Below are 21704 nucleotides of genomic sequence, written 5' to 3'. Positions count from 1 at the left end.
TCCCAAGGAGGCTCTCCCCAGGAGGCAAATCAGGGAACTGGCCGCGCCAGCGTGACGGCCCGCCTCCCGAACACATTGGTCCCAAACCGCCTTTGCAGATGAACCGCAACCAACGCTGCATACCTGCGTTGGCGAATGCCGTTTGGGCTGTGATAGATGCCCACCGCCTTCCAATAATTGCCGCTCATCTTGAGTGCGTCGAGAAAGATCCAGCGCGCCACCTCGGCGTTGAAACAGGGATCGAATCGCAGCCAGCGCCGGACTTCCCCCTCGCGTCGAGCTATGAGCGCGGCGATCCTCGGCACCCACCAACTGTTGATCTGGAGAGGCCCCAGGTCATGGCTTCCATCCCTGTTCAGAATTTCCGAGCCGATCCAACCGGCTTCCTGATCGCGCAATCCCCAGAGCGTCTTTTCAAGCCATAGCTGCCCACGCGCCGCTTGTCGGATGCAGCGCGCGACCTCGGGTTCTGGTGGCCGTGCCGCTGACGCCGCTTCGCACCATGACAACAGCATCAGGAGAAGCGGGATCAAACAGGCGCAGCGCCGATCAGCGATCCAGGCCACGGCCACCCTCCTGTCCCCGATCGCCTGCTCGCTGCTCGACCGCGTGGACGGCGTCGGCTCTTTCGCTCTCACGGCCTTTCAAAAAGGATTGCAGATGGCGGTCTAACGCCTCGAACGCCTTTTGCGCTCGATCGGCAAGGCGATCGGCCACACCCCTTTCCCTGAAGCCTTGGGCGCGAAGCTGCCGTTCAAGCTGGCGGTCAGCCCGCAAACGCCTTTCCTGTTCCTGGTCTTCCTTGAGCTGCTGGAGATGGCGCATATGACGAGCGGCTAGGCGATCACGATGGTCCCGTTCCAGGCGCCCGAGCCCTTCGAGGCTCGACGTCTTCTCTCCCGATCGCTGTTCAAGCTTCTCGACCAGTTTCTCGGGATTCTCGGTCCAGAGCTTCACGCCGTATTGGGCGCGGGTAATGGCCGTGTAAAAATTCTGCGCATTCACAAGCGGCGATCCGATCGGCGCAAGGACATAGACCCGGTCATAGGTCTTGGACTGTGCCGAATAGACGGTTTCGCTGTAGCCATGATCCCATGTCTTGTGCTTCGACAGATCGACCGTCTGCACCCGCTTGCCGCGATCCCAGCGGATCGTTGCCAAACTCCCCTCGATTTTCTCGACTGTCCCGCGCTCCGCATTTTTGAGCATGAGCTCTCTCGATGCGAGGCGCCACTGGATGCGGTCGCCTTCGCTCAGGTCCCTTTGCTCGTCCACGAACACATTGACCTGCGAGGATTTGGCCATGCGGGGATCCCAGAGATGGGTGCGTCCCCGCTCGTCCACCAGCCGGACGCGTTGCCGCCCCTGCGTGTCCCGCACCACCCCGACAACGCGATATTCGGCATCCCGCTCGAGGCCCGCCCCTGCCTGATCGCGGCTGAAGGTCACCACCTGGCCGCCCGAATAGAAGCGCGCCAGCCGCTTCTCCTGGTCGCTATGCCCGCCCGGCGTCAGGACCGAAAAACGGGTCTCCTCGGCCGCGACGACGCCTTCGCGCTGGAGAACCTCCCGGATCTTGCTGTTGACGATGAGGCGGGACGCATTGTCGAGAACGAGAATGTTGGTCGCGGCGCGGCTCCTGGGGCTGAGACGTGTCCACTCCGCGACCACGCCCTTGGCGAGGTCGGCGGCATCCTCGCCGCTCACCACCTTGTCGAGCCGACCGATCGAGGCGGCATAATTTTCTGCCCGAGCATGCGCGACAGCTTCCCGCATCGCCTCTGTTTGCTGCCTCCGCGACTCGGTAAGCTCGGCAGTCTGCATCCCTAATTTCTGCATGAGCCAGAAGGCCTTTCCCTGTTCGATCGCGCCCGTCTGCTTATTGTCACCCAGGAGAATGAGGCGCGCGCTGGTGGCCCGGCTGATCTCCAGCACTCGCAAGGCCTGGCGGTTTCCGAGCTGCCCTGCTTCATCGAGTACGAGCACATGGTTGCCGCTGATCCCATATCCACCGCCCGCCAGAAGGCTCGCCACGGTGCGGGACTCAACCTGCGCCTTCTCGCCCAATTCCGCCGCCGCGGAGGATGTCGGCGCCAGGGCGATGAAGGTGGTGCCCGGCAGCGCGGCGTCCTTCAGGGAGCGGATGAGCGTCGACTTGCCCGCTCCCGCGACGCCGTGAAGGCCCGTGACCCGGTCCCTCGATGTCGCCATGTCCACCAGCGCACGTTCCTGCTCCGGGGAAAGCCCCGCCTGTTCCAGCACGGGAAGCAGACGATCGGCGCTCGCCACAGGCCGACCATCCCCAACGGCAAGGGCAAGATGCATGGCAAGCGACTGCTCCAGACGCACCGTCCGGCGGCTCGTCCGGCCCCGCGTCAATATCTCGTCCCCTGTCTGTCCGCGGGTCGCGAGGAGCTTGCGCCTTTCCTCATGGGCCTCGATCAGAGGTCGGAGATCCTGAAACCGAACCTCCCCGACATGGGACGCCAGCCCAGTGGTAAAAAGTCGGCCAAGCGCGTTGACCGCCTCCTTTCCCTCAGACTGCTTGATCCCGAACAAGGCGGCACGCGCGGCATCGACCCGGTCGACCGGGACAGCATGTTCGCCCACTTGTTCGGCGCCTTGCCGCACGGCTTCGAGCGGCTTCTCATGGGGGCCCAGACGTCCACGCCATTGGATCAGCAGTTCGTCGATCCCGATCTTCACCTTCGCGCCGCGAGTGGCATAGAAAGACTGGCGGCGTGCCGCTTGCCCGGAAAGGCCATGCTGCTGGGCATGTTCGTTGATCTGTTGGGATCGCTGCGACATCTCCTCAATGAGGGTCTTGGGGACGCCCCTGATTTCGAAAAGACCCCGGCGCGGATCGAAGTCGATCTCATAGCCAAGCTCCCGCAGACCATGGGCGAGTTCATTGCGGTAGATCTGCCCGTTGGTCATCTGCACGGCATACATGGCCCGGGTCTCGAGGCTTGCCATCGGATCGCCCTCTTGCCCGTTCGTCATGTTGAGGACAACGACATGGGTGTGGAGATGGGGATCGAGTTCGCGGCTCGCATGCTCTGTAAACCGCGCCCAGAGCAGCCGGCCGGTCGTCTCATGGACGATCTTGCCCTCCTCCCGTTTCCTCAGCTGGGCATGCTCCTCAAGATAGGCGAGCGTCACATCGACCGCGCGTTCATGGAGCTGGACGATCCGCTCGTCGCCCATGGCCAGCGCCATCACCGAAACGGATTTGGGCGCGCTGATCGCGAAATCCCAGCCGGGATGATGCTCGATCCCCTCGGCCCGATGGCGGCCAAGCTGCTGGCCCGCGACCTTGCCGGCCAGCAGGGACCGAAAGGTTTCAGGATCGACATCGCCCGAAAGGTCGAGTTCGCCCGCCAGGTTGCCGCCCCAGGAGGAATGCTCGGCCTCGCCCTTCGTATAATAGTCCCCGATGGCATAATAGCGGGCGATATTGCCCGGCGAGCCCTTGAGGCGGCGCGGATGCATCATGCCGGCCTCGCATCGTTGCGGTCACCCGATGCGCGGCCATGCTGCCGGAGGCGAAAGCCGCTCGCCCGTCCCAGCAGCTTGGGAAGTCCACTGTCCACGTTTCCAGCGTCACCCTCCACAGGATCGGAAGATGGACCTTGCGGGCCGACCTCGTCCTGCGCGGGCGAGCCACTATCGTCCACTTCAAGAGGGAGTTCGGGCGCTTCCATTTTCTTCGGTCGGCGTCGCTTGGATGGCGATTCAGAAGGCTTGGACGCGGCCTCCCCTTCAGTTTCCGGGTCCAATCGAACGGGCGGCGCAAGCCGCTCGACGAACGCAGCCTGCGGACTGGGCAGAGCGTTGTAGCGATCGGTGAACCGCACCACGGGGAGGTTCCGTCCGAACCGTAGGTAGCCCGCAAGATTGGGAAGATTGGTGACCTCGGTATGCATCACCAGCGGACGGGTCACCTGCATTCGGGAGAGATTGACCCCATCCCGCATGTCGTTGACGCCATAGGACATGCCCTCATTGGCTTCGACCTGCTCGACCTGTCCGAGATTTTCCGAGACATGCTTGGCCGTGGGGGTGTCATTGGCCCTGAGCGCCACCCATGTCGAGCAATAGCCGGTGATCGCAGCGGCATCCTGAATGCCATAGGTTGCCTCGAGTTGCGGGTAGGACTGGAACCCCAAAATTCCACAGCCGCCATATTTGCGCGCGCGGGCGAGGAAGTCGCTCAAAGACGGCAGTTTCTGAAGGGTCGGGAGTTCGTCGATGACGCAATAGAGACGCCGCTTGCGGTCGGGCGGCAGGCTCATGATGGCGCTGATCGCAATGTCGAGCCAGACGGTAACAAGGGGCCGGAGGGAGGGAAGCTGGTCCGCCTTCACGGTGATGAAGAGCCAGCTGTCATCCTCCTCATTGGCGACCCAGTCCCGGATCGAAAAGCCGTCAGCGGTATCATCGAGATAGGAGAAGCTGCGCATGACTGAGGCCAGTTCAGCCCGAATCCCGGCCGACGTCCGGTCGCCTTCCATCGAAATGAAGGCGGCGGCGTCCGTCCCCTCGGCAAAGCTCGCCAGTGTCTTCAAGGGGCTGCGCAACACCGTTTCGAGCAACGCCGACACGAGCGTCCTTTCATACCGGGCAAGCTTGCGCAGGACCGCGACCAGCGTTCCACGCGCGGCTTTCGCCCAGAAGGGATCGCCGCCCTTTTCGGGGATCGTCGATTCCGCGATCTGGTCATAATGATAGTCGCGCGGGACATCGACCCAGGGCGACCAGCAGTCGGCGCGCTCGTCCAGCGGATTGAGCAGAATGTCGTGACCCGGCCGGTAGAATTTCTCGACAAAGGTGCCGGCCGTATCATAGACGATCGCCCGCTTGCCCTGCTTGCGCATGCCATCCAGCATCTTGACGATGATGTTGGTCTTGCCGGTTCCGGGGGCACCGCAGATCAGGATATGTTCGGGCTCGAAGGCATCGGGAACGGGCACGCCGCCGATCGCAAAGCTTCCCTTCCGGCTCCGCCATAACAGCCTCTGTAACTGCCGGGCCGTGCCGAAACGGGCGCCACGGAGGAACTGGTTAGAACCGAGGCCCTTCCCCGTCCGGGTGAAATAGAACCAGGCCCAGGCGAGCATCAGCAGGGCGAAGGCGCCCGCCAGAGCGGCGCCGTAAACCAGATGATGCTCCATCGCCTGCAGGGTCTTCTTGGCGATGCGGGAGCCAAGCAAAGCATCGGACGTCGTCCAATATTGCCGACCCGACGGCGTCCGAAACAGGACCGGCGCACCGCCGGGTACGTCGCTTTTGAGCGTCGCCTCGACGATCTTGACCGCCACAAACCGCTGATAGTCGGTGGACTTCTCCAGCACATACCAGATGGTTCCGCCGACCCAGATGGCGATGCCCGCCAGCAAGGTCTGGAAGAAAACCTGCGTCGTCATGCGGACATTGTGGACGATGGCCTGCCCGCCCCTCGTCCATGAACCGAGCGTGTCGTTCCGGAAGATGCTCATGATTGCATCTCCTCGGGATCGAGAAGGCCCCGTTCCAGGAGCAGGGCGCGGGCATCTTCCATCCCCTTCTCGAGGATATCGGGCCGACGCGCGCCGACGGATGCGGCGAGGATCGCGAAGACCTGGATGAGGGTCGCCTGCACCTCGTCGAAGCGGCCATGATAGCCCGCCGCGTCCATGCCTTCATAGCGGTTGAGGATGTCCCGGACATAGTCGGGGATGGTCGAGCCGGCCGCCTGAGCGCCGAAGACAAGGCGCCCGAAGAGCGCGTCCTTGAACCTTATGGTAATCCTGGGCAAGCGCCAAACTCCTGTTCGTCGCCTGGCCAATCGTGATGAAGCACGGCCCTTATATTCGAATTTCAGCCTGTTCTCAATTGATTACATGTAAGCAGGGCGGCAGCCACACGGTGCCATGGAAGATCAAGCACTTAGCCGAGCGCCCACGCCAAACGGCAGCCAAAGCGCGCCGGGCGGCGTCAATCAGTGCCATCAGGCGACGACGCGTATTCGCCCGGAAAACCGCGCAAATGCTGGCGATTCGCGCCCGCAGCACCCGTGCGTACGGTGCATTACAAAACGGCCTAGTGCCGTGCGTCCTGCCTTCGCTGCGGCTTGCCGCTGCGCCAGCCTCGACCGGGTACGGGCGTGGCTTCCCCGCAAGGGGATTTTCTACCCGGCCGCAAAAGCCGCGACCAGGAAAAAAAAGGGGGGCAAGCCCCCTCAGAACGGTGTCCAGCTCTCGCGTTCGACCAAGGTCTCGAGGCGGTTCTCGAGTTCCCACAGTTCCGTATGTATCTCGAAGCTATACTCCCATCGGTCCCATTCCCGTTCCTGCAGCGTCATCGCGCTCCAGTCGATCATCTCGGCATACATGTCGCGTCTGGCGAGGATCATTTCGAGATGCGAGCAGCGGCGCTCCATTTCCTGGATGGTCATATCGACGATGTTCATCTTGCGGCTCCTTCTTGCAATGAAGGCGCGCGCGGGTGGGCGAAGCAGAGAGGGTCAAGGATCGCGCAGCGACCGCGCAGCGGGCGACGGGGGTGCCGATTTTGTCGACGCCCAAGCGCAGCGCCGGGATCGGCAAAATTGGGGGAACCGTCGATCCTTGAGGCTCTCTGCTTCGTCCGCCATGCTGGGACTCATAAGAGAGAGTTTCCATATCGCGGCAGCAGCCTTCGGGCGCCCTCGATGGGCGCCAGGAGGCTTCCTATGACCGTGCCCCCAAGCGCTGCGCTACGAGATAGAAGCGATCATGGCCCTTGCCTTCCCAGCGTCTTTCGTCGATCATCCTGCCTGGCGGGCAGACCTTCCGAATAGTGAAGGATGACGCATGCCCAAAATGAATGAGCGTGAACGCCTTGCCGATCTCGAAGCAAGGGAACGCAAACTCGCGCAAGAAGTTCTGGATGCCCGCCGCGCTCTGCGCGGCAGATATGCCTCGATGATCGAAGATGTCCCCGTCGAGCAGCGTTAGCGTCCGCGCTCGTGGTGTAATTTCTGGTGTAGATTGAGATGATCGCATGGGGTGGGGCATGCCCCACCCCATGCGATTTCGATCTCGGTGGCCACCGGGCTCATCGGTAAGGTGGAGTTACCACACTTCACACGCCCACCGAGGAGTTGATCCCGATGACCGACGACAGACTACCGCTTGCCGAGCTGATGGCGAAGACTGGAGATGGAGATTTCCTGCGCACGATCGCCGAGAGCGTATTACAGATCATCATGGAGGCCGACGTCGATGGCCTGGTCGGCGCTAGCCGACACGAGCGCTCCGGCGACCGGACGACCTGGCGGAACGGCTACCGCGACCGCAGCCTCGATACCCGGCTCGGCACGCTCAACCTGAGGATTCCCAAGCTACGGACCGGCGCCTACTTCCCTGGCTTCCTGGAACCCAGGAAGACCGTCGAGAAGGCGCTGGTCGCGGTGATCCAGGAGGCGTGGATCGCCGGCGTCAGCACCCGGCGTGTCGACGAGCTGGTGCAGGCCATGGGCATGACCGGCATCTCCAAATCCTCGGTGTCCAAGCTGTGCAAGGATATCGACGAACGTGTCCATGCCTTCCTTAAGCGGCCGCTCACCGGCGACTGGCCCTACCTCTGGCTCGATGCTACCTACCTCAAGGTGCGCGAGGGCGGGCGGATCGTCAGTGTCGCCGCGATAATAGCCGTTGCCGTCAACACCGAGGGCAAGCGCGAAATCGTTGGCCTTCACATTGGACCCTCCGAAGCCGAGCCATTCTGGTCGAGCTTCCTCAAGGACCTCGCACGCCGCGGACTGACCGGCGTGAAGCTGGTCATCTCCGATGCCCACGAGGGCCTCAAGGCAGCGATCACTCGCGTGCTCAGCGCCACCTGGCAGCGGTGCCGCGTCCACTTCATGCGCAATGCCCTGGCCTACGTGCCCAAGGGCCAGAACACCGTCGTCGCCGCTGCCATCCGCCAGGTCTTCCTCCAGCCCGACCATGCCGCCGCGACACAGGTCTGGCGCCAGGTCGCCGACCAGTTGCGTACCCGCTGGCCAAAGCTCGGCGCCTGCATGGACGATGCCGAGCACGACGTGCTGGCCTACATGACCTTCCCCGAGCAGCACCGCGTCAAATTACATTCCACCAATCCACTGGAACGCCTGAACAAGGAAGTGAAGCGCCGCGCCGATGTCGTCGGCATCTTCCCGAACGAGGATAGCATCATCCGCCTCGTCGGCGCCGTCCTGCTGGAGCAGAATGACGAATACCAGCTCCAGCACCGCTACATGCAGATCGAGGGCATGGCCGCCCTTGCTACACCAATGATCGAGGAGGCACAGCCGCTACAGATTACACCCAAGGCCGCCTGAAAATGCAGCCCGCTGGCCACACCCAATTCTACACCACATTGACGGACGCGACCCGAGCAGCTGAGCGAGCGCGCCTTTCGCGATATTTTAGGTCACGCGATTCGCATCGGCGGCGACCGTGCGATGGAAGCCTTGCGCGCGATCGATGCGACCGAACCCGGCAATAAACCCACCGTAAAACCAACCCAAAGGGTTGTCCCGGCAGCGAGCACGGCGGAGCCGCGCGCAGCTGGCCAGGGTCAGCCTGGCTGACCCTGCATCGTTGCGCGACGGGCGCGGACGGAGGTCGCTTGCGGCCTTCGTCCGGGTCCCTGAGCGCGACGACCTTTCCCCCACTCGACAAAAAAAGAGGCGGCGGAGTCGCGCGCTCCACCGCCTCTTTTTCCTTTGCGCGACCTCTCCTATCGGGTTGCGCGATTTTGGTGCTGATCTGCGAGGGCGAAGAAATGCGCCGGAACCCCGAGCCTGCGCACCTCGCGTGCAAGATGGCTCTGCAGCCCCGACCCCTGGCACACTACCGCCTCTACCGGACGGAGCCGGAGCAGCTGTTCGTTCCGCGCGAACCCCGCCCGATTTCCGAGTTTCCGGTCGAGGCTGAAGGGGATGAGATGACACGCGTTACGCGCCGCCCAAGCCGCCGCGATCGCGTCGCACCCCTTATCCTGCCCTGTTGTCGCGAGAACCATCGTTGGCACCCGCTCCTTGATGCTATCGAGCGCCGCATATAGAAGCCGGTGATCCTCCCAGACCTGTCCGCCGGAGAAGATCACGACCGGCCCCTTGGGCGCGCGCGCATCAATGTGCCGCTTGCGTCGCGCCGCCAGGAAGTCGGTCGCCGCCAGCACCGATGCCGTCCGCTTGGAGGAGACCAGCGAAGCGCGCGGGGCTGACCAGGGCCGTCCGGTCTCGGCATGATAGGTCGCGGCGGCATAATCCCGCATGCACGCCAGCGCGTCCTGGGTCTCGTCGAGTGACTGGCAGAGCATCTGTGCCTCTTCCAGCTCGACGCTGCCAATCTCGCTCCCGTCATTCTGTTCGATGAGCCGACGGACGACCATCGCCGCCTTGTCCGCTTCCCCCTCGATCTGGCCAGCGACCTTGTGAAAGCTGTGCACGATCCCCCACGCGATCCGGTCCGCCATGGCTTCCAGCCGGGTATCGCGCAGGACGTCGAACAGGGTCGTGACCAGCAACTCGGTGGCGCGGGCGACCAGTTCGGCGTCGGGCATCGGCGCGCTCGTCACATCGTCCCCGGGCGTGATGCGGTAACCGTCGGTCGTTTCGATAAAGGTGTCGGCGAAGCGATCCAGCGCAGCGTCGCGGTCGGTCATGTCAGTCATCGGAACCTCCTTCATTCGCTCTTCAAGAGGTTTCCTCTTCGACACGGGCTCGCCTCGGCGGGGTCAAGGATCGTGGCGCAGCCACGACCGCGAAGCGGCGATGGGGGTCACGATTTTTTCTTGCGCGCGAGAAGGTGGCACGGGCGTACCGACGCCCGCCCGCGAGAAAAAATGGTGGGGCCCCGTCGTCCTTGAGGCCGCCGGGGTTTCCCGTGTAAACTCATCCCGCTTGTTGAGAGAAGAAGAGAGGCAGCCTCCATGGGGGCTCGATGCCCCCATGGAGGCTGGGTCCAGGCGCAGCATTCGCCCAACAGACCCGTAGCGGGCGGGATGCCCTCTCCCATTGGATAAAAAAAGGGACCGACAGTTGGGGTGCTGCCGATCCCCTGGAGGATATTCGTTTCGACCCGGCCGCGTCAGATCGGCGGGACATAGGCGTCATAAGGATCGCCTTCGGCCAGATGACCGAAGGGGGTCATCACATACTCGGGACCATCCCGGCCGACGGCACAGATAACGAAACGCGGTTCACCCGTTTGCGCATCCTGACATTCCATGAGGGCGAGATTGCCGTCCCCCGCCGCGCGCAGGAGGGTCTGGAAATTAGTGCGCAGATAGTCGGGAATAGCCATGTGCCGCCTCCCCTCGATTGCTCGCCTGACCGCGTTGCCGCGCCAGCACGGGGGTGTCGACAGCTTGGTCCGCGCGGTGGAAGGCGTGGATCGGAACATCAGCCTCCCGCAGCAACTGGTAGAGGTTCGCCTGCACGCCCGATCCTTCGCAAAGCAGCGCCTCGACGGGATTCAGTTCGAGAATTTTCCGGTTCCGTTTGAAAGCCGTTTTCCGCCCCGAGCCATACAGGCCGTAGACCACGACCGGGACGCCTATTTCCGTTCGCGCTGCCCAGGCTGCCGCGATCTGGTCGACACCCCGCCTTTGCCCGGTGGTGATGAGGGTCATGTGCGGGATGCGCGCCTTGATGAGGTCGAGCCGGTCCCAGATGAGTTTCCAGTCGTGCCAGTCGGCAGGGCCGGTCACGACGACGATCGGTCCCTGCGGCATATGCTTCTCGCGCGTGGCGAGGGTCCGTGCACGCAGGAAATCGAGCGCCGCGATCTGGCTCGCGCTTGATGCGGTCGACGCCCTGGTGCCGCGCGCGGGCGACCATGGCCATCCCGACAGGGCACGATACATTTCGGCGGCATAGTCGCGCATGCACTCGATCGCATGGCGCTGTTCCGCGACGGACTGGCAGAGAAGTTGCTTTTCCTCCAGAGAGGTCGTGTACACCTCGCTGACGTCCGGCTGACGGGCCAGGTCACCCACCTCCTCGGCAAGCCGGTCCTCCTGCCGTTCGAGCTTCCCGGCGACGAAGTGGAAGCTGTTGACGATGCCCCAGGCAATTTCCGGGGCAAGCGTCTCGAGCCGGGTATCGCAGAACAGGTCGAAGATGGCGGCGACAATCCCGCCGCATTCGGCCTGCACGGCGATGGGTTCGGGCATCTCATATTCGGCCGGTTCTTCACCCGGCGAGACAATCGAGAGACCAAGCGGGTCGCCAAAGGCTGCCTGGAATTCAGGGGTCGCGGTCATCTGGGCATAGAGGGTCGGCAGATCGGCAAAGCGATCGATGCTGCTGCGCGGGGCACTGGCCATGGCGCTGTCCTTTCACGGTTGAGAGACGGAAACTGGACGCAAAAAAGGCCGGGAAAGCGGATGCTCTCCCGGCCCATATTGGCTTCGCTGGATTCTCAGTAGGGAACCTCGTCGTCGAGATCATTCCTACCCATGAGCGAGCCATCGGCGCCGGCGGTGCTGTCGCCAAAGCCGCCGGACATCCCGCCGCCACTCATTTCGCGACGCGGGCTGCGCTGGCTGCCACCGAAGTCGTCGCGGTTCTCCCGCCGGCGCCAGGCGACCCGATAGCCTTCCTGATCCGAACCGAACAGGGCGATCGGCAGCGGTTCGGGGAGGCTCGGATCGTCCAGCGAACCCTGGAGGAAGCTCTCCCCGCTCACATTGGCGGTCGCTTCCCAAAGGGCGCCGATCTGGACCCAGCGCCCGCCCACATTGCGCGCGACGACTTCGAAGACGGGCGCACGCTCATTGGTGCTCTGGACGGGACGCAATCCCAACTTCGGCAAGTCCAGCAGACGGGTCGCGATATGTCCTTCCAGGCGGCCGTTCACGGGCTTGATTTCACCGATATTCATGACTTCAACTCCTTGGATAATGCCGCTCTCGACCATTCGAAAGCGACACCCTCCAAAATCCTCCTCCCCTCTGGTCCCTGCCTGCGCCCCAAGCCCTGCCCTCGCATGAGGGCACGACCTCACCGACGCCGCTCCCTCCCTCACCCCGCGCCTGTACGTGAGGGACGCGCGCCAGGGGCAAACATTTATGAAAGATCTGGAGCAGAAGGCGCGACGCCATGTGGCGCAAAGGCCAACGATTACCGGCGCCGCGTTTTTCAAAGCGCAAGCCAGTCATGGACCGAGCCAGGCGACATCAGCCCGGCAGAGGATATGCGTCCGTCAGTCCGGTCTACCGGTAAGGGCAATATGCGCAGAGCGCATATAGTGATGGAGTTCGACGCCGCCGGGCATCAGGTCGTCCGCCAGAGCCTTCATGTCGGAAAGATCCGACTCGGCCTTGAACGGTCCGTCCTCCTGGCTCTCGATCGTGAGAATACCGATGCACAGGGCCTTCTTGACCAGGTGCAGGTCGCGTCCTTGAAATTCGGCCATCGAGCGCTCCTCTGCCTCAACCGCACCCCACCTCATAAGGCTTTTCACGCCAACTTTCGACGATTTTCAGGCAGCCGCGAACCATCAGTGTGGAGCCGAAAACACGCCTGAAATGCGGGGTCAGATTTCCGGCAAGACGGGCTCCAGTTTGAGCCACTGCGCGAGAAACCGAAGTTCCGCGGCCAGTTCCTCATGCGTCTCTGCCGGGGCACCCAGTTCGAGATGGACGGACTGCACGAGCAGCCTTCCCGTCTTCCTGTCCGCCTTGAGATCGGTCCGCGCCACGATCCGGTCACCGAGCAGAAAAGCGAGATCATAATAGCCATGGGACCGCTTGTGCGCGGGGGTGTAGATGCCGATCCGATAATGGAAATCGAACAGTTTCTCAGTTCGGGATCGCTCCCAGATCAGGGGATCGAAGGGCGAGAGGAGCGCCCGCGCAGCTATCCGGCGTGGTGCCTGGGCATCGCGATGCAGGAACACCGCCTGCGAGATACCGTCCACCAACACAGGAATGAGCGTTCCTTCGTCCTTCAGATCCTGGATGGCATCGCGGGCCTCATCGGGCTTCAGCCGGAAATAGTCCCGCAGGTCGCCGGCGGTGGCGATACCGAGCGCGCGGGCGGATCGCTCGATGAGCGCCCGCTGGGCGTCGCGAGGCTCCGGTGTCGGGATGCCTAGGATGTCTGGCGGAATGACCCGCTCGGTCAGATCATAGACGCGCTCGAAGCTGCCGCGGCGGGTCGCCGTGGTGATGTGTCCGGCCCAGAAGAGCCATTCGAGCATCTGCTTGGCTTCGCCCCATTCCCACCATCCCGATCGATTGCGCGAACCCTCAAAGTCGGAAGCTGCCAGTGGACCGTCGCTCCAGAACCGGGCGAGCAGCGCTTCGGCTTCAATCCGACGTTCGCCGGCAAACAGGCGCAGGCCCTTCCATCCCGTCTCCCCCCGATCGGCGCGCGTCATCCGCCAGCGAAGCAAGGGGTGATAGTCCATCGGGAGAAGCGAAGCTTCATGCGCCCAATATTCAAACAGCCGACGGTCGCGGGCTTTCCCCCAGGCGGCCTGGTCAAGCCAGCCTGGATCATAACCGCCCAGGCGCGAATAGGCCGGCATATAGTGGGCCCGCGCCAAAACATTGACGCTGTCGATCTGGTGGAGCCCAAGGCGTTCGGTCGTCCGCCGCAAATGCGCCTTACCGACGTTCGTGGGCCGGGATCGGCCGAAACCCTGGGCGGCAAGGGCAATGCGCCGGGCCTCGCGAAGCGAAATGCTGTTCGTCATGTTGTCCGTTGCTAAACCAACGATGGAGACAATGACATCAGCGATCGGCAAGGTTGGACAGTGCTTGGCGGGAGGAGATCATCGACCTATCGAAGCTCGCATGAGTCGTCCCGACATGAGCCTCGCCGTCGTCGGCGCCATCCATGAGAATAAGGACCGCAGCAACCGGCTGTTCGAGATCAGGCTCTGTGTGCCGGGCGAAGCTGTCGATCTCGTACCCGAGCCAAAGAACCCGTTCGATCCGTCAGCCATCGCGGTCTGGAGCATGCGCGGCGTTCAGATTGGCTATCTGTCGGCCGAGCGCTGCGGCTGGATTGGGTCGCGCATGGCCCAGGGCGAGGAGATTCGCGCTATCTTCCAGGAAGCGACCAAAGGCGGCGCCATCATCCGCATCAGCTTCTCAGGGATTGATCCGGTCCTGCCCCCTGCGCGCCCGCGCGAACCAGAGCCGTGTCCCCATGATGATGAGACCGGCTTCTACCCAGACTATATCCCGCCTGACGATTAGCGCGCTGGCTGCAGGAATAACCATGAAAATGGTTGTTCCAGCGCTTTTTCCGCCGCTATTGCGGGCGCCTCACTTCTGAGAGGGATATCCAATGAACAATAGCGATCTGGCTGAAGCACTGGCCGCCGAGCATGACGTCACCAAGGCCGATGCCCGCAAGCTGGTCGACGCGGTCTTCGCGAATATCGCCGGCGCAGCAGCGAAGGGCGAAGAGATTTCACTGAACGGTTTCGGCAAGTTCAAAGTCAAGGATCAGCCCGCCCGCGAAGGCCGCAATCCCTCGACCGGCGCAACGATCCAGATTGCGGCGTCGAAGAAGCTTGCCTTCACGCCCGCCAAGGCGGTCAAGGATCAGTTGAACGGCTGATCGATCCGGCGCTCCGCGCGTGAAGCGCGGGGCGCCTCCTCGACGAGAGCGCCTTCGCCACCGCCAACGGCACCATGTCCAGTGCCAGCAAGAAATAGCAGCCCACTGCAGCGAGGAGCGATGCAAGATCGTGGCGGCGCCCTATATGCCATCGGCATGGACGACCTCACTCCGCTCTTCGCTCGCCTTGGCCGATCGGCATTCCGATCGCGTTTCCGGTTGAACGCGAAGGAACAGGCCTATCTAGCCGAGCGGGGCCTCGATACGATCCTCACCCATGCGGAAGAGTTCATCGCCCAGCGGCTGGCTCCCGAGCTACCGCTCAATGACGGCAAACAGACACCGATGCGCGGGCATCCGGTATTCGTCGCCCAGCATGCAACGGCGACCTGCTGCCGAACCTGCCTCTCCAAATGGCATGGTATCGCTGCCGACCAGAGGCTTAGTGCCCAGGACCAGCGCTATATCGTGGCGGTTATCAGGCACTGGCTGAGCGATCGCTATCAGTGACAGAAAAATGGCCCGATCATCGCTGGGATGATCGGGCCAGAAAGAAGCCTCGGTGGCCAGAGCCACGAGCCTTCGGGTCGCAGACATACGATAGGCTCAGGCGCAATCGCTGTCATACCCTGTTGGGGTGATCGCATTGGCAGACCGTCGCGGGAACTCCGCCTCGCAAGCCGCCTAAACCAGCCTGTTTTCCAGCTGCACCATCAAATCCATGCGCTCATGGAAAATGGCGACGATGAGCGCCGGCTCATCTCCCCGGGGCAAGCAGAAGACATAATGATGTTCGCAATGGGACATGCGAAGACCCGGATGGAGATCGCTCATATCCCTGGACGCGCCCTGGCCCGTTGCAAGACGCACGATACCGCGTTCCAGCTTGGTCATATAGGAGCGCACCTGTCCGTCGCCCCATTGCTTTTTTGTGTAACGGACGATCGCGCGCAAATCGTCCGCCGCGGCCGCGGTCAGGACATAGGGAGCGGTCAAGCGTGGCTGGCCTTGCCGAGTTCCTCGTCAACAATCGAACCGAAATCCTTGTCGGATATGCCGCCCGCCAGCCCTTGCGCGATTCGCTCGCCCAGGAGCGCCTTGAGCGCTTGCCAGGGTTCTTCATCACCTGCATCGACAGGGAAGAGGCGCTCGATCGCATATTGCTTGATCGTTTTGCCCTGCAACGCCGCCAGCGCCTTCAGGCTCTGATGCTGCTGCTCGGTAATATCTATCGTCAGGCGACTCATGGGGACCTCGCAATTTTCACCACAAACCCAGATTAGCACAAATGTGGGTTTGTGGTTACCTCACTCTCCGAGATTGGTCAGGCGCACCATATAATGCGGCGAGGGTCCCTGGCCGGGACCGAGGTACGACCGGCAAGCATCGACGATCCGTTCCCAGATGGGCGCGGGCATGTCCGAGTCGCTCCCTTCCCCGCTGAGGCTCGGATCGACCATGACGATCACATCCGACCATTCATCCGGCTCGCCGCCGCGATACCATGTGAATTTGGGCTGGGAGTTGCCGAGCCAGTCCTTGAACGCCGGGTCGCGGAAATATTCCGGCGCATTGATAAGCAGGCTCCGGCCGACCAGCGGCCGATCCGCTGGATCGGCCGCAGGCAGAGCTGCCGGCAAACCTGTCCTGCCGATCGGGCGCTCCAGCGCCACCTTTAAGGCCTCGCCGGTGGACTGGATATCGATCCTGTCGACAAAGATGACGCAGCGGCCGCCGCCGAATTCACCCGGCCGCGCCTGCGAGCAGGTGACCGCCCATTCAAAGCAGATCGGCGCCTTCGCGAGCGAGACCGGGCAGCATCGCCGGACAAGCTCGGCGATGGGCCAGGGCTGGAAATCGACCGTTCCCGATATCATGGGGGTCGAGACGGTCGGCTCCTCGAAACTATTTCCTCCGGTGAGCTCAGCCCCCAGGATCGGAAATTTCGGATCGTCGAATATGCCGAGGAGGCCGCTCCATGGGTCACTGCTCTGCGTCGACGGGAAGGCTTCGAGAAATTCCTTGCTCGGCGCGGGCGGCTCCAGTTCACAGTTCAGATCTTCGGCCGCGTTGAAAGCCTCCTCCAGCAACGCCATTTCGGCGTTGGTGCAGCAGAAGGTGAAGCAGGCGGAAAAATAGGTCTCAGCCATGGCATCTGCCTTTCTTGAGGGTCAGAAATGGGAAGGAGCGGCCGCAGCGCCGATCAAATAGCGCAGCTTCGCCCATGCGGCCTCCTCGCCTGCCCGGACGCCCCGGTTGAGGCCGCGGGCATAGAGGCGGAAGGCGATGGCGGCCATTTCAGGCGACGCCTCGGCCGGGATGAATTCGAGAAAATTCTCCGCGTCATCCCGAAGCTCCAGCATGCCGGTGTGTCCAGCGATGCGCGTGAGGGCCACGCGAGCGGAGGAATTGAGCTGCACGAGCCGCGCATTGAAGCGTTCGACGAGCGGATCGTCGGGAATGGTGATGGTCATGGGATCGCTCCTCATGAAAGTGGGAACGGGCATTGTCCAAGATGGCCAGTCGACCGGCGACATTATCGCGGAGCGCTGTGGTCGGAGGACAGCCATGCGACGGCTGCATCCTCGACCGAATGGGTCAGGAACAGCCCGAAGCAAAATTGCTGGAAGGTCCCATCGCTTCGCAATTCGGGCGTATCGAGTTTGGCGGCGAGGTCGATTTCGAACTGCTCGGGCGGCGTGACCTGTTCGGCTGGAACCCAGGTCGCGAGGTCGTCGCTCTCGGCGCCACAGAGATCGCAGGTGGTGCAATCAAAGATGCTCGTCACCTCCCATTGCTGGCTTTCGATTTCCCAGCGGACCGCGGCGTCCCGAACGATCGAATCCGATCCGCAGTGGGCGCAGACCGGCTTCAGCCGGCCCGCGCGCGGCGCCGGGTCGGGATCGTCCGGGTCGGGCGCGATATATTCGACGGTGAAGCTGAGCTCGGGAATCCGCACATCATGATAGGTGCTGGCCTGCGCGGCGGCATGGACCACAGCCGAGACATCGGCGCCGTCGGGCACTTCGACGTCGATGGTCTCGGTGGCATAGCATTCACCGGCGCTGAAATATTGGATGCGCACCGCAAAAAGGCGCGCGGAAACGGGCGTGGTCGCCATGATCATTCTCCGGAAAAAAATGTGAAAGGGTCCGGCACGGACGTCCGGCCAGACGAGGTCAGCAGGCGCGTTCCATCAGCTTGCGCGCCTTGGATTCGAGGTCGAGGCGGCCATCCTGATGCGGACGGCTGCGGGCGACCGCCGTGATGCCCTGCACAAAATCATAGACGGAAGCCGGAGGATGCCCCTCTTCGGCAAGGACGGTCGCGATGATCTTCCCGGTTTCGGCCTTCGAGAAACCCTCCTTGCGCAGGAAGGTCTCACGGTCCTCATCCTTGCGGGCGACGATCTTCGTGCGAGCGGCCGCGATGCCGTCGATGAAGGAGCGGGGCGAACTCTGGGCGAAATGTTCGAGCGCCGGGGCTGCTTCATGCGCGAAGCGATTGGCCGCGAATTTGGAGTGGCGGATGTTGATTTCCTGGAAATTTTCCACGCCCCAGAGGTTTCGATTCTGACACACGGCGCGAAGATAGAAAGTCGCTATTCCCAATGACTTGGAGCCAACTTCCGAGTTCCAGGTGTAAAATCCGCGAAAGTAGAGATCGGACTCTCCATTGGGCAATCGACCCGCTTCGATGGGGTGGAGATCGTCGACGAGAAAGAGGAAGACGTCACGATCCGATGCGTAGAGGGTCGTCGTGTCATGGGTGATGTCGACCATGGGGTTATAGGTCATCGCGCTCCAATCGAGGACGCCGGGTACCTTCCAGCGCGTGTCGCCCGTGCCGTTGCCCGCGATCTTCATCACCGCCGCGACGAGTTCGTGATCCCAGATCCGACCATAGTCGGGGCCGGTTACCGCGCGCAGTTCGCTGCGGCCATCGCTGGTCTGGAGCAGCTTCACATGTTCGCCCGAATGCGAGATCAGGCCATGCTGCAAATTGATGCCGGCGAGCGCGGCCGGGAGTTGGCGGAGATAGGCTGCCGGCGCGCCGACGAGGCTGCAAAGTTGGCCAAAGGACCAGTTGGTTGGCGCGATGGGCGCGTCATCGCCCGGCATCATCAGCGACAGGCGCTCGGGTTCATCGCTGCGCGCTTCGACCCGGACATTGCGGCTTTCCACGATGCGGGTGGTGGCGCGGTCGGCTCGGGTCCGAACGCTGTGGTACAGATCGCCGAGCGAGAGATAGCGCTCGTCCTGCGGGCGGCTGAACCATTCGGATGAGACGCGGGAGACATTCGTTCCGCGCGAGATATCCACCCGATACGGGCGCACACCCGCACGATCGGTTGCGGTGATGGCAGTCATGGGAACCTCCAGGGCTGGGGGGATGGGCAACACGCGCCGAGCTTCTGCCCTCGCCTATCGCCACTCCTCCCTTCCCCCTTCCCTCCTGACCGCCGTACGAAGCGCGGATCAGCGTTCGTTCGTTTCCACGGCGGGAATGTCGCTGATTTCGATCCTGGTCGGGTCAGCGCCCAGATATATGGTGATCATCCTGCCCTGCGGCACCAGCCACCGCAGATGTTTGGAGACAACCGTGCCGCAGCGGGTGATCAGCGCTTCATCCGCGTCGAGGAGCTGCTCGATGGCCAGTTGCCGCGCGTCGAGCAGAAATTGATCGTGTTGGGTGTCCCAGCTGTCGGCGTCGCCATCCCGATGGGCCTCGAAGCAGATGGCTTCCAGCAGGTCGGTCAGGACATCGACATCGATCGTGCAAGCCCGCATCAGAAAAATCGCGGCGTCCTCGATCTCGAAGTCGAGGCAGCTGTCATAGGAGATGAACAGATCGGCGGCCAAGCGGACGGTCTTTTTCGCGTCATCAGCGGTCGTGATATGCAACAGCGCCGTAATGCTATCCGCGCGTCCAGATTTGAGATCAGGCCGATCATCGGTCTCGTCGAACAGATGCTCCTTGCCATCCTGAACGATCAGGAATTCGCAATCTTCGATTTTTGGCAGGGCGTCATACCAGGCATAGCCTGCGAACCCCGGTTCCGGTTCAACGAGCGGCGTGGAAAATTCGGGGTTGGCTTCAAGCGCGCGCGACAGACACTGGGCAAAGTTGGGACTATGGCAGGGCGTGACGAGCGCGCCCTTCGCGTCAATCAGTCGGGCGGTCCCGGACCGCGTACATTCGCCGGTCATCGGAGACCATTGCCGAAGCCGAGGCCGGGCTTCGGGCAATAGGACGCCGCGCTCCTTCGCCTGCAACCAGTCCTTATGCGAAAGGCAATGGCCGTCGCGTTTCGAGATGGCCTTGAAGATCGCCGTCATGGCGGCGGAGCGCAATGCCTCCAGCCCTGCATTCTCGATGATTTCCTTGCGGGCCGGGAGCACCAGCTGGAGCTGCGGGGCATCAATGATGTCGATCCCCACCGACCATTGGTCCTCGCGCTGACATTCGATCAGGCTGGGCAGCCGGCAGGGGACAGTGACCCCATGGAAGTTGATCCGAGGGACTTGGTCGGAAGCTGTCCTTCCGCGGAACACGCCGATGCGGCACCCAAGGGCAGTTTCGATATGCTCGGCCTCCGCCAGCCAGTCCGTCCGATCGATGGCCTGGCCGGTAATGGCGGGCGGCAGCGGCGACCGAATAGGACAAGGCCTTTTCCCAGGCGGGGCATAGCTCGACGCGTATCTCGGTCCCCGAAGCGATGGCACTGGTGCCCACGGCAATCGGCGCGCTGGCTTCCCAGTCATCGGGGCCGATCACCATCGTCCAGCCGGTGGCATGGCGCGGCGACCAGGATCGGATCTCGACATATCGGCCCGCCAGGCTGAACATGCCCATGCCGGCGGGGTCTTCCCGGCGGGCGACATCGTCGTCCCAGCCGGACTGGCCCAGCGTGATCAAATGGGCCGGATCATCGATTCCGGTGCCGTCATCGGCAACGCACAGGAGCGTCCGGCCGCCCTCCGTCATGGTGCTGATGGAAATCTGCGTGGCCGCTCCGCGTCGTCCGTTCTGGAACAGCTCGTTCAGAACATCGAGTAGCGTCCCATTGAATAGCCTGGTGATCCTGGTGATCGCACCCTGCGAAACGGAAGTGGAAACGGTGGTTGAAAGGGTCATGATGGGTCTCCCAAAGAGCACAGCGATCCATGGCTGCGCTCATCCCCTTCCCCCTCCTCTTCCTGTCACCCGATCACGGTCCCGGCAGGAGCGGTCCGGCGGGCGGCCGTGATATCCATTCCATCACCCCTTCTCGGCGGGAGGCGTGGGATCGATGGTCAGCGGCGGCACGATTCGGTTGGCAAAGACATAATGCGCTTCGATCGCGTCGAGCGATCCCAGCCGCTGAATCTCCTCCATTGAGAAGAGGATCTCGTTATCGTCCGTCGCGAGGAAATGTCTCGGTTCGCTCGTGCCGTCGTAAACGACCCGCTCCGGTCCAAAACTGCTTCGGCAGCTGCCAGACCAGCGGGCGAATGGCAGACCATGAACCCGGCAGAATGTTTCGAGCGCATCGAACATGCCCCAGGCGATTTCATGCCCGCAAAGGAAGAGCACCTCGCCCCCGACGATGTCCTCATCGAGAAACGGGCCGCTGTCCCAGTCGCGGCCCGCTCCGTCGTGCCTGATCGCGGCGAACAATTCGCCGATGAGAAAGGATGGAAGGACGCCACCGATCGATATCGTGACGCTGGCTCGGTCAGCCATGGCAAAGCTCCTGTTGCAAAGGAATGGAAGAGGCCCCGACTGACGCGAGATCACTGCACGATCATCAGGCGGCGGCTGCCCCGATCAGGAACCGTAGCTTCGCCCAGGCAGCGTCTGCGCCAGCTTGGACGCCGGAGGTCACACCCCGGCCGTAGAGGCAATAGGCCAGGGCCACCATCTCGGACGAAACCGCGAGAGGCAGCTCGGTGATGAAACGCCCCTCGTCGGCGATCAGGGCCAGGATTTGCGGGCATCCCCCCTCGCTCGCGACCTTGGCGTCTTCAAGAGCAAAGAGGGCGACATGCGCCGTGCATCCCCGTTCGGCGAGGTCGCGGTTGAACTGGGCGATGGTCGTTTCATCGTTCAGGGGGTCGGTCATGAGGCATCT

Annotated in this window: 26 protein-coding genes; 5 read left to right on the top strand and 21 right to left on the bottom strand. The window is 62.8% G+C overall.

Annotated elements, in window-relative coordinates; genetic code table 11:
- Positions 1–29: 29 nt before the first annotated feature.
- The 5 genes from EGM87_RS05015 to EGM87_RS04995 all read right to left on the bottom strand — a co-directional run bounded on the left by EGM87_RS05015 (position 30) and on the right by EGM87_RS04995 (position 6451).
- The gene (locus EGM87_RS05015) at positions 30–566 is read right to left on the bottom strand and encodes a lytic transglycosylase domain-containing protein (RefSeq protein WP_373886320.1); all 537 of its coding nucleotides are present in this window, start codon (positions 564–566) and stop codon (positions 30–32) included.
- Positions 550–3495, bottom strand: a complete 2946-nt coding sequence (gene mobF / locus EGM87_RS05010; protein ID WP_044662185.1) for a MobF family relaxase — start codon at positions 3493–3495, stop codon at positions 550–552. The genes EGM87_RS05015 and mobF overlap by 17 nt, the downstream gene beginning before the upstream one ends.
- Complete coding sequence (locus EGM87_RS05005; protein ID WP_044662184.1) at positions 3492–5498, bottom strand: type IV secretion system DNA-binding domain-containing protein; 2007 nt, start codon at positions 5496–5498, stop codon at positions 3492–3494. The genes mobF and EGM87_RS05005 overlap by 4 nt, the downstream gene beginning before the upstream one ends.
- Entirely contained in the window at positions 5495–5797 is a 303-nt protein-coding gene (locus EGM87_RS05000) for a hypothetical protein (RefSeq protein ID WP_044662183.1), read from the bottom strand. The genes EGM87_RS05005 and EGM87_RS05000 overlap by 4 nt, the downstream gene beginning before the upstream one ends.
- A gap of 423 nt (positions 5798–6220) precedes the next feature.
- Entirely contained in the window at positions 6221–6451 is a 231-nt protein-coding gene (locus tag EGM87_RS04995; protein ID WP_044662182.1) for a hypothetical protein, read from the bottom strand.
- Between the two features lie 382 nt (positions 6452–6833).
- Here EGM87_RS04995 and EGM87_RS04990 point away from each other — a divergent pair, with 382 nt between their 5' ends.
- Positions 6834–6977 (top strand): hypothetical protein, encoded by a 144-nt coding sequence (locus EGM87_RS04990; RefSeq protein ID WP_157009832.1) that lies wholly within the window; start codon positions 6834–6836, stop codon positions 6975–6977.
- Positions 6978–7132: 155 nt separating this feature from the next.
- Positions 7133–8344 carry an IS256 family transposase gene (locus EGM87_RS04985; RefSeq protein WP_011950834.1) on the top strand — a complete coding sequence of 404 codons (1212 nt, stop codon included), beginning with the start codon at positions 7133–7135 and terminating at the stop codon, positions 8342–8344.
- A 401-nt stretch (positions 8345–8745) separates the two neighbouring features.
- On the opposite strand, the gene EGM87_RS04980 is transcribed toward EGM87_RS04985, so the two are convergent.
- The 6 genes from EGM87_RS04980 to EGM87_RS04955 form a co-directional block, all read right to left on the bottom strand.
- Positions 8746–9684 carry a DUF2493 domain-containing protein gene (locus EGM87_RS04980; protein WP_373886319.1) on the bottom strand — a complete coding sequence of 313 codons (939 nt, stop codon included), beginning with the start codon at positions 9682–9684 and terminating at the stop codon, positions 8746–8748.
- Between the two features lie 416 nt (positions 9685–10100).
- Positions 10101–10316: a DUF6117 family protein gene (locus tag EGM87_RS04975; protein WP_037543859.1), complete on the bottom strand. Its 216-nt coding sequence runs from the start codon at positions 10314–10316 to the stop codon at positions 10101–10103.
- Positions 10288–11340 carry a DUF2493 domain-containing protein gene (locus tag EGM87_RS04970; protein ID WP_044662181.1) on the bottom strand — a complete coding sequence of 351 codons (1053 nt, stop codon included), beginning with the start codon at positions 11338–11340 and terminating at the stop codon, positions 10288–10290. Before EGM87_RS04970 ends, EGM87_RS04975 begins: the two co-directional genes overlap by 29 nt.
- A gap of 95 nt (positions 11341–11435) precedes the next feature.
- A complete protein-coding gene (locus tag EGM87_RS04965; RefSeq protein WP_037544061.1) occupies positions 11436–11897 on the bottom strand; it encodes a DUF736 domain-containing protein in 462 nt (153 codons plus the stop codon).
- A 321-nt stretch (positions 11898–12218) separates the two neighbouring features.
- A complete protein-coding gene (locus tag EGM87_RS04960; RefSeq protein WP_044663138.1) occupies positions 12219–12431 on the bottom strand; it encodes a hypothetical protein in 213 nt (70 codons plus the stop codon).
- 120 nt (positions 12432–12551) lie between these two features.
- Positions 12552–13715: a winged helix-turn-helix domain-containing protein gene (locus EGM87_RS04955; protein WP_044662180.1), complete on the bottom strand. Its 1164-nt coding sequence runs from the start codon at positions 13713–13715 to the stop codon at positions 12552–12554.
- 115 nt (positions 13716–13830) lie between these two features.
- On the opposite strand from EGM87_RS04955, the gene EGM87_RS04950 reads away from it, so the two are divergent.
- From EGM87_RS04950 to EGM87_RS04940, 3 genes are all read left to right on the top strand, one after another.
- The gene (locus EGM87_RS04950) at positions 13831–14223 is read left to right on the top strand and encodes an HIRAN domain-containing protein (RefSeq protein ID WP_101756454.1); all 393 of its coding nucleotides are present in this window, start codon (positions 13831–13833) and stop codon (positions 14221–14223) included.
- A gap of 91 nt (positions 14224–14314) precedes the next feature.
- Positions 14315–14590, top strand: a complete 276-nt coding sequence (locus EGM87_RS04945; RefSeq protein WP_044662178.1) for an HU family DNA-binding protein — start codon at positions 14315–14317, stop codon at positions 14588–14590.
- Positions 14591–14710: 120 nt separating this feature from the next.
- The gene (locus EGM87_RS04940) at positions 14711–15100 is read left to right on the top strand and encodes a DUF4186 domain-containing protein (protein ID WP_235600729.1); all 390 of its coding nucleotides are present in this window, start codon (positions 14711–14713) and stop codon (positions 15098–15100) included.
- A 174-nt stretch (positions 15101–15274) separates the two neighbouring features.
- Here EGM87_RS04940 and EGM87_RS04935 read toward each other — a convergent pair whose 3' ends face one another.
- From EGM87_RS04935 to EGM87_RS04890, 10 genes are all read right to left on the bottom strand, one after another.
- Positions 15275–15586 carry a type II toxin-antitoxin system RelE/ParE family toxin gene (locus EGM87_RS04935; protein WP_044662177.1) on the bottom strand — a complete coding sequence of 104 codons (312 nt, stop codon included), beginning with the start codon at positions 15584–15586 and terminating at the stop codon, positions 15275–15277.
- The gene (locus EGM87_RS04930; protein ID WP_044662176.1) at positions 15583–15837 is read right to left on the bottom strand and encodes a type II TA system antitoxin, ParD family; all 255 of its coding nucleotides are present in this window, start codon (positions 15835–15837) and stop codon (positions 15583–15585) included. The genes EGM87_RS04935 and EGM87_RS04930 overlap by 4 nt, the downstream gene beginning before the upstream one ends.
- 60 nt (positions 15838–15897) lie before the next feature.
- Positions 15898–16740, bottom strand: a complete 843-nt coding sequence (locus tag EGM87_RS04925) for a hypothetical protein (protein ID WP_044662175.1) — start codon at positions 16738–16740, stop codon at positions 15898–15900.
- A gap of 21 nt (positions 16741–16761) precedes the next feature.
- Positions 16762–17064, bottom strand: a complete 303-nt coding sequence (locus EGM87_RS04920; RefSeq protein ID WP_235600727.1) for a hypothetical protein — start codon at positions 17062–17064, stop codon at positions 16762–16764.
- Between the two features lie 62 nt (positions 17065–17126).
- Entirely contained in the window at positions 17127–17711 is a 585-nt protein-coding gene (locus EGM87_RS04915; RefSeq protein ID WP_044662174.1) for a hypothetical protein, read from the bottom strand.
- 58 nt (positions 17712–17769) lie between these two features.
- Positions 17770–18960, bottom strand: coding sequence for a hypothetical protein (locus EGM87_RS04910; protein ID WP_044662173.1), 1191 nt, complete (start codon positions 18958–18960; stop codon positions 17770–17772).
- A 108-nt stretch (positions 18961–19068) separates the two neighbouring features.
- Entirely contained in the window at positions 19069–20031 is a 963-nt protein-coding gene (locus EGM87_RS04905; RefSeq protein WP_052628231.1) for a hypothetical protein, read from the bottom strand.
- Positions 20012–20728: an ATP-binding protein gene (locus tag EGM87_RS04900; RefSeq protein WP_052628230.1), complete on the bottom strand. Its 717-nt coding sequence runs from the start codon at positions 20726–20728 to the stop codon at positions 20012–20014. Before EGM87_RS04900 ends, EGM87_RS04905 begins: the two co-directional genes overlap by 20 nt.
- 123 nt (positions 20729–20851) lie before the next feature.
- Positions 20852–21316 (bottom strand): hypothetical protein, encoded by a 465-nt coding sequence (locus tag EGM87_RS04895; RefSeq protein ID WP_044662172.1) that lies wholly within the window; start codon positions 21314–21316, stop codon positions 20852–20854.
- 64 nt (positions 21317–21380) lie between these two features.
- Entirely contained in the window at positions 21381–21695 is a 315-nt protein-coding gene (locus EGM87_RS04890) for a hypothetical protein (RefSeq protein WP_197565229.1), read from the bottom strand.
- Positions 21696–21704 lie beyond the last annotated feature (9 nt).

The organism is Sphingobium sp. RSMS (assembly GCF_005406185.4).
GTDB classification, from domain to species: domain Bacteria; phylum Pseudomonadota; class Alphaproteobacteria; order Sphingomonadales; family Sphingomonadaceae; genus Sphingobium; species Sphingobium fuliginis.
Note: the sequence above shows the minus strand (reverse complement) of the source record. Positions and strands in the feature narration are given on the sequence as shown.

Coding starts and splice junctions, on each gene's coding strand:
- EGM87_RS04910 (WP_044662173.1), bottom strand. CDS start 18,960: ATGACTGCCATCACCGCAACCGATCGTGCGGGTGTGCGCCCGTATCGG.
- EGM87_RS04960 (WP_044663138.1), bottom strand. CDS start 12,431: ATGGCCGAATTTCAAGGACGCGACCTGCACCTGGTCAAGAAGGCCCTG.
- EGM87_RS04940 (WP_235600729.1), top strand. CDS start 14,711: ATGCAAGATCGTGGCGGCGCCCTATATGCCATCGGCATGGACGACCTC.
- EGM87_RS04965 (WP_037544061.1), bottom strand. CDS start 11,897: ATGAATATCGGTGAAATCAAGCCCGTGAACGGCCGCCTGGAAGGACAT.
- EGM87_RS05005 (WP_044662184.1), bottom strand. CDS start 5,498: ATGAGCATCTTCCGGAACGACACGCTCGGTTCATGGACGAGGGGCGGG.
- mobF (WP_044662185.1), bottom strand. CDS start 3,495: ATGATGCATCCGCGCCGCCTCAAGGGCTCGCCGGGCAATATCGCCCGC.
- EGM87_RS04975 (WP_037543859.1), bottom strand. CDS start 10,316: ATGGCTATTCCCGACTATCTGCGCACTAATTTCCAGACCCTCCTGCGC.
- EGM87_RS04995 (WP_044662182.1), bottom strand. CDS start 6,451: ATGAACATCGTCGATATGACCATCCAGGAAATGGAGCGCCGCTGCTCG.
- EGM87_RS04890 (WP_197565229.1), bottom strand. CDS start 21,695: ATGACCGACCCCCTGAACGATGAAACGACCATCGCCCAGTTCAACCGC.
- EGM87_RS04900 (WP_052628230.1), bottom strand. CDS start 20,728: ATGACCCTTTCAACCACCGTTTCCACTTCCGTTTCGCAGGGTGCGATC.
- EGM87_RS04945 (WP_044662178.1), top strand. CDS start 14,315: ATGAACAATAGCGATCTGGCTGAAGCACTGGCCGCCGAGCATGACGTC.
- EGM87_RS04970 (WP_044662181.1), bottom strand. CDS start 11,340: ATGGCCAGTGCCCCGCGCAGCAGCATCGATCGCTTTGCCGATCTGCCG.
- EGM87_RS04990 (WP_157009832.1), top strand. CDS start 6,834: ATGCCCAAAATGAATGAGCGTGAACGCCTTGCCGATCTCGAAGCAAGG.
- EGM87_RS04915 (WP_044662174.1), bottom strand. CDS start 17,711: ATGGCGACCACGCCCGTTTCCGCGCGCCTTTTTGCGGTGCGCATCCAA.
- EGM87_RS04930 (WP_044662176.1), bottom strand. CDS start 15,837: ATGAGTCGCCTGACGATAGATATTACCGAGCAGCAGCATCAGAGCCTG.
- EGM87_RS04895 (WP_044662172.1), bottom strand. CDS start 21,316: ATGGCTGACCGAGCCAGCGTCACGATATCGATCGGTGGCGTCCTTCCA.
- EGM87_RS04925 (WP_044662175.1), bottom strand. CDS start 16,740: ATGGCTGAGACCTATTTTTCCGCCTGCTTCACCTTCTGCTGCACCAAC.
- EGM87_RS04950 (WP_101756454.1), top strand. CDS start 13,831: ATGAGCCTCGCCGTCGTCGGCGCCATCCATGAGAATAAGGACCGCAGC.
- EGM87_RS04985 (WP_011950834.1), top strand. CDS start 7,133: ATGACCGACGACAGACTACCGCTTGCCGAGCTGATGGCGAAGACTGGA.
- EGM87_RS04980 (WP_373886319.1), bottom strand. CDS start 9,684: ATGACTGACATGACCGACCGCGACGCTGCGCTGGATCGCTTCGCCGAC.
- EGM87_RS04920 (WP_235600727.1), bottom strand. CDS start 17,064: ATGACCATCACCATTCCCGACGATCCGCTCGTCGAACGCTTCAATGCG.
- EGM87_RS04955 (WP_044662180.1), bottom strand. CDS start 13,715: ATGACGAACAGCATTTCGCTTCGCGAGGCCCGGCGCATTGCCCTTGCC.